Source organism: Tissierella sp. (assembly GCF_052089545.1).
Taxonomy (GTDB): Bacteria; Bacillota; Clostridia; order Tissierellales; family Tissierellaceae; genus Tissierella_A.
On sequence record NZ_JBQDAA010000036.1, the window covers coordinates 1 to 4,754 of the forward strand.

The window sequence follows — 4,754 nt, forward strand, 5'->3', positions numbered from 1 at the left end:
AAATAAACGTAGTAAATATGCGAGTTGTAGAGTTCTGCAACGAGCTATAATATAATAATTAATAGGAGGAAAAAATGAACTTAACAAAACGATATACGCCAGGAATAATTTTAACAATTTTACTATCATTGTTAGCGATATATATTAGCTCATTTATACCAAAGGGACTTATTAGTCCAGGGGTGTTTTCTTTACTTATAGGGATGGTTTTAAATCCTTTTACGAGTAAGTATACTATTTTAAAAAAAGGAGTAAAATTTACTTCTAAAGGTGTTCTAAAGATTGCAATTATATTAATGGGAGCAACACTTAGCTTTACACAAGTTTTACAGGTTGGCAAATATTCTTTATTTGTAATGATGTTTACATTGGCTACTGCCTTTGGAGGAGGATATTATTTAGGTAAATTATTTAATATCAATTGGAAGCTATCAAGTCTAATATCAGCTGGAACAGGTATATGTGGAGGATCTGCAATAGCCGCTATAGCTCCTACTATAGAAGCTGAGACAAAGGATATAGCTTATTCAATTTCAGCAACATTTTTATTTGATATAATAATGGTAGTACTTTTTCCATTAGCAGGGAAATATTTTGGAATGAGTGATTTAGGTTTTGGACTATGGGCTGGAACTGCAGTAAATGATACCTCTTCAGTGGTAGCAGCAGGATATGCTTTTTCTGATGCTGCAGGTAACTTTTCTTTAATAGTAAAACTTACTAGGACACTTTCTATAGTTCCTGTAGTACTTATATTTTCTTATATAAATGAGAGAATAAAAGATAAAAAAAATATAAAAGCTGGCAATATAAAGTCACAAGAAAAAATAAATATTAAAAAGATATTTCCATGGTTTATAATACTTTTCTTAGGAATTGTAGGTATTAGAAGTATGGGCTTTATATCAGATGGTTTAAGTGCAAATATATCATCTTTAAGTAAATTTTCTATGATAATGGCACTTGGAGCTATAGGACTTAATACAAATTTTAAAGAAGTTTCTAAATCAGGTTTTTTACCTATGGTGCATGGATTTTTGATATCACTTTTAGTAGTATTGGTATCATTTGGGGTACAAATGATGATGGGACAAATTTAATATTCTATTATATGGATACAAGCAATAGTTTTAGTATTTATAATATCAATCCATATTTGGTTAACTAAAAAACACTAATCTTCGAGGATTAGCGTTTTTTAGTTGATGAAGCAAAAATCTATTTAACTATCAATACATTTACTTCTACATGATTTAAAACCTTGTGGGAGACACTTCCTAGCATTGCTCTTGAAAAGGTACTAAGACCTCTACTCCCCATAATTACAAGATCATAACTCTCTTTTTCTACTTCATTTATTATTGCATCGGCAGGATCTCCTGCTTTAAGTTTAGTGTTTACTTCTCCATCAAAATCATTAAAGAGCTTTAAGGAATCTTCCAAAATTTGATATCCTGTTTTCTTAAAATGTTCAATAGCTTTTTGTGTAGTAGTTTGATCCAATGTAGAATAAGGATTTATAATTTTTTCCTTAACTACATTTATTATATCCAACTTTGCATTTAGAGCTTCTGCAAGACCTTTAGCTTCAAGCAATGCCTTTTTAGCAGTTTCAGAACCATCTGTAGTTACTAATATTCTTTTCATTTTATACACCCCACATATTAGATTACAATTTATTAATTGAAAGTATCATAGATATATTACCCTTTTATAGTATTTTTAAAATATTATACCAAGATAATACACGATATCTACTATAAAATAGATCGCTAAGATTTGATATATTTATCCTTGAACTGTTATAGCACTTTTTAAATTAGTATATAAGTGTATTTATTTTATTAATTATTATTTTTCTGTTTTATTATATTTCAATATTAGAAAGGCCTTTATTTAATTTATTTATAACAAAGACTCTTCTATTTTCTTTAAATTCAATATTGTGATATTGTTTTTATTAAAATTTATAAGTTCTTCATCTTGCATGTTTATAAGTTCTCTAGATAAAGAAGGCCTAGGAATATTAAGGAGTTGGGCCATTTTTTTTCTACTATAGGGAAGTATAATCTTTAAGGATTTTTGTTTTTTATATTGCTTAAGAATTATATTTGATATTTTTTTTCTTAAAGTATCAAGACTGAGATTAGAAATTCTATCATTTAACATTAGTATCCTGTTTGATAATACTCCCATAAAATTATTTATAATTCTTTCATCAATTGTCATAAGTTTTGTAATTGTATCTCTCTTTAAATACATTATTTTAGAAGTGCTACTGGATAAAATTGTAGCAGGATAGACATGGGTTCCAGAAAAAACTAAAGCTTCACCAAAGATATTCCCTGCACTAAAATGATTTATAGTAACAACTTTTCCAGAGGGAAAAGATTTATGGATTTCTATATTTCCTTCTAAAATTATACCTAGACTGTTACAATCATCACCTTCTATAGCTATAATACTATCTTTTTCATAAGTACTAATATTATAGGTCATAGAGTTTAAAATTTCTTCTATCTTAACTTCTTCTATATCTTTAAATAAAATACATTTAGATAAACTCTTCAAGTGTTTTTTCAAAAACTCACCTCTTTATTAATATGTATTATAAGATTATCATAATTAAAATTTTTATACAATTATAAAAGCATTGATTTGTTTTAATTAAATTTTTTATGGGTAAATTAATAATATGTACCATATGGAAGGGGTAGGATGATGAATAAGATACTTCTCATAAATAGAATAGATACTACGGATTTTAAAACAGAAGAAAAAAGAATATTTTTTTTAGTAGATGATACACAAATTAGATATGCGCAGGAACATCTTATTGATACTCTTCATAAAGTTGATTTCCTATCTAAAGAAAATATTATATATAAATACAATGGTGTGGAAATATTAATGAAAGAAAAAGATATTCCCAAGATAATTAAGGCATTAATGGAGGCCAACATAGATATATATAGTATATATGAACTATATGATCCCATGAAATAAGGGGGAGATTTATGAAAGGCTTAAATTGTAAGGAAATATTGAAAAAAACAGAAAAACATCTTATTATCATATTAACTGTAATATTAATAATAACATTATTCTATATAATTTTAAGAAACATAAATGAAGATAAGGAAAACACAATTTCAAACATTATAGAAGAAAAAAATGAAAGTTCAAATGTAGTAATTTTAATAGAGATAGCTCAAAAAAAATTAACTCTTATAGATAAAGAGACTAAAAATACTATATCTACTTATACAATTGCATCTGGAAAAGAAAGATCACCCACACCACTTGGAACTTTTCAAATAATAGGTAAGGCACATTGGGGTGAAGGCTTTGGAACCAGATGGCTTGGCTTAAATGTGCCCTGGGGTATATATGGAATACATGGTACAAATAAACCGGGATCTATAGGCTCGAATGTATCTGCAGGGTGTATTCGAATGAGAAATGCTGATATAGAAGAGATATACGATAAGATACCTTTAAGTACAAATGTCCTTATAACAAATGGTCAATATGGACCATTTGGTGATGGATTTAGGACCCTACAGCCAGGAGATAGAGGCTCTGATGTTTTAGAAGTTCAAAAAAGATTAACTCAATTAGGTTTTTATTTAGGAGAGATTGATGGGATATATGGGGAATCTATGAAAAAATCAATTATTGAATTTTTAAAAGATAAAAATTTAAAATTGACAGATAGGATAGATGAAGAAATTTATGAAAAGATGGGAATAATATTAATGGATTAATGTTTATGAAAAAACTACTTGGGTAATAAATATTAGGAAGCAAAGTGAAAATAGGAGGAATAAAAATGGCATCAGAAAAAATGTTAAAAGCTTTAAATGATCAATTTAATTTTGAGTTACTATCAGGGTATTACTATATGGCTATGGCTTCATATTGTTCAGCTGAAGATATGGAAGGAATGTCTCATTTTTTACACGAACAATCAAAAGAAGAATATGAACATGCTATGAAATTTTACGAATTTATAAATGATATTGATGGAAGAGTTAAGATGCAAGCTATGGAAGAGCCTAAAAATGACTATAGTTCATTTTTAGAAGTATTTCAAGAGGCACTATCTCATGAAGAGTTAGTTACTTCTAAAATAAATGATCTACTAGATATGGCTATAGAAGAAAAGGACTATCCTACAATGCAGTTCCTACAATGGTTTGTAGAAGAACAAGTAGAAGAAGAAGCTAGTATGAAAGCTATCATATCCAAACTAGAAAGAATAAAAGGAAACTTTAATGGACTTTATCAACTAGATAAACAATTAAGTGCAAGATAAATATAAAAAAATGCTTGAAGACTAGTCTTCAAGCATTTTTTATTTGTATGGTTATTTACCTGTTCTACCCATATTTTGTTGTGCCATTTTAACTAAGTTTTTAGTCATATATCCACCAACATAACCATTTTGTCTAGCAGTTAAGTTACCTTTATCTATTGATTCATAATTTTGTAACCCTAATTCATTTGCGATCTCAAGTTTCATTTGATCAAGAGCTGCCTTTGCCTCTGGAACTACAAGTTTATTACTATTAGTATTATTGTTTTGCATATATATCTCTCCTCCTAAATTTTATTTGTTAATTTTTTTGCTATGGTAGTATTATGTGTAAAGAAATTTAAAATAATCATGCAAATAAAGGAATTTATAGAAAATTATAACTCTCATGATTTTAAGCCTTTAAAAAATAAATTATTATCTTTAATAATAAAAG

The 4,754-nt window shown here is 27.6% G+C and carries 7 protein-coding genes; 4 read left to right on the forward strand and 3 right to left on the reverse strand.

Going from position 1 to position 4,754, the window contains the following annotated elements; genetic code table 11:
• Positions 1 to 74: 74 nt before the first annotated feature.
• Positions 75 to 1,100, forward strand: coding sequence for a YeiH family protein (locus tag ACTHW2_RS04445; protein WP_442262590.1), 1,026 nt, complete (start codon positions 75 to 77; stop codon positions 1,098 to 1,100).
• Positions 1,101 to 1,218: 118 nt separating this feature from the next.
• Here the strand turns inward: ACTHW2_RS04445 and ACTHW2_RS04450 are convergent, their stop codons facing one another.
• Together ACTHW2_RS04450 and ACTHW2_RS04455 are read right to left on the reverse strand one after the other, a co-directional pair.
• Positions 1,219 to 1,647, reverse strand: coding sequence for a universal stress protein (locus ACTHW2_RS04450; protein WP_442262592.1), 429 nt, complete (start codon positions 1,645 to 1,647; stop codon positions 1,219 to 1,221).
• A gap of 258 nt (positions 1,648 to 1,905) precedes the next feature.
• Positions 1,906 to 2,583 carry a Crp/Fnr family transcriptional regulator gene (locus ACTHW2_RS04455; RefSeq protein ID WP_442262594.1) on the reverse strand — a complete coding sequence of 226 codons (678 nt, stop codon included), beginning with the start codon at positions 2,581 to 2,583 and terminating at the stop codon, positions 1,906 to 1,908.
• 138 nt (positions 2,584 to 2,721) lie between these two features.
• On the opposite strand from ACTHW2_RS04455, the gene ACTHW2_RS04460 reads away from it, so the two are divergent.
• From ACTHW2_RS04460 to ACTHW2_RS04470, 3 genes are all read left to right on the forward strand, one after another.
• On the forward strand, positions 2,722 to 3,006 hold the full coding sequence (locus tag ACTHW2_RS04460) for a hypothetical protein (RefSeq protein ID WP_442262596.1): 285 nt from the start codon (positions 2,722 to 2,724) through the stop codon (positions 3,004 to 3,006).
• A gap of 11 nt (positions 3,007 to 3,017) precedes the next feature.
• Positions 3,018 to 3,767 carry a L,D-transpeptidase family protein gene (locus tag ACTHW2_RS04465; protein ID WP_442262598.1) on the forward strand — a complete coding sequence of 250 codons (750 nt, stop codon included), beginning with the start codon at positions 3,018 to 3,020 and terminating at the stop codon, positions 3,765 to 3,767.
• Positions 3,768 to 3,832: 65 nt separating this feature from the next.
• On the forward strand, positions 3,833 to 4,318 hold the full coding sequence (locus ACTHW2_RS04470) for a ferritin (RefSeq protein WP_442262600.1): 486 nt from the start codon (positions 3,833 to 3,835) through the stop codon (positions 4,316 to 4,318).
• 51 nt (positions 4,319 to 4,369) lie between these two features.
• Here ACTHW2_RS04470 and ACTHW2_RS04475 read toward each other — a convergent pair whose 3' ends face one another.
• On the reverse strand, positions 4,370 to 4,591 hold the full coding sequence (locus tag ACTHW2_RS04475; protein ID WP_442262602.1) for a small, acid-soluble spore protein, alpha/beta type: 222 nt from the start codon (positions 4,589 to 4,591) through the stop codon (positions 4,370 to 4,372).
• Positions 4,592 to 4,754 lie beyond the last annotated feature (163 nt).

What these genes read in the sequence shown, in the direction of transcription:
- ACTHW2_RS04445 (WP_442262590.1), top strand. Translation starts at nt 75, where the DNA reads ATGAACTTAACAAAACGATATACGCCAGGAATAATTTTAACAATTTTA.
- ACTHW2_RS04450 (WP_442262592.1), bottom strand. Translation starts at nt 1,647, where the DNA reads ATGAAAAGAATATTAGTAACTACAGATGGTTCTGAAACTGCTAAAAAG.
- ACTHW2_RS04460 (WP_442262596.1), top strand. Translation starts at nt 2,722, where the DNA reads ATGAATAAGATACTTCTCATAAATAGAATAGATACTACGGATTTTAAA.
- ACTHW2_RS04465 (WP_442262598.1), top strand. Translation starts at nt 3,018, where the DNA reads ATGAAAGGCTTAAATTGTAAGGAAATATTGAAAAAAACAGAAAAACAT.
- ACTHW2_RS04470 (WP_442262600.1), top strand. Translation starts at nt 3,833, where the DNA reads ATGGCATCAGAAAAAATGTTAAAAGCTTTAAATGATCAATTTAATTTT.
- ACTHW2_RS04475 (WP_442262602.1), bottom strand. Translation starts at nt 4,591, where the DNA reads ATGCAAAACAATAATACTAATAGTAATAAACTTGTAGTTCCAGAGGCA.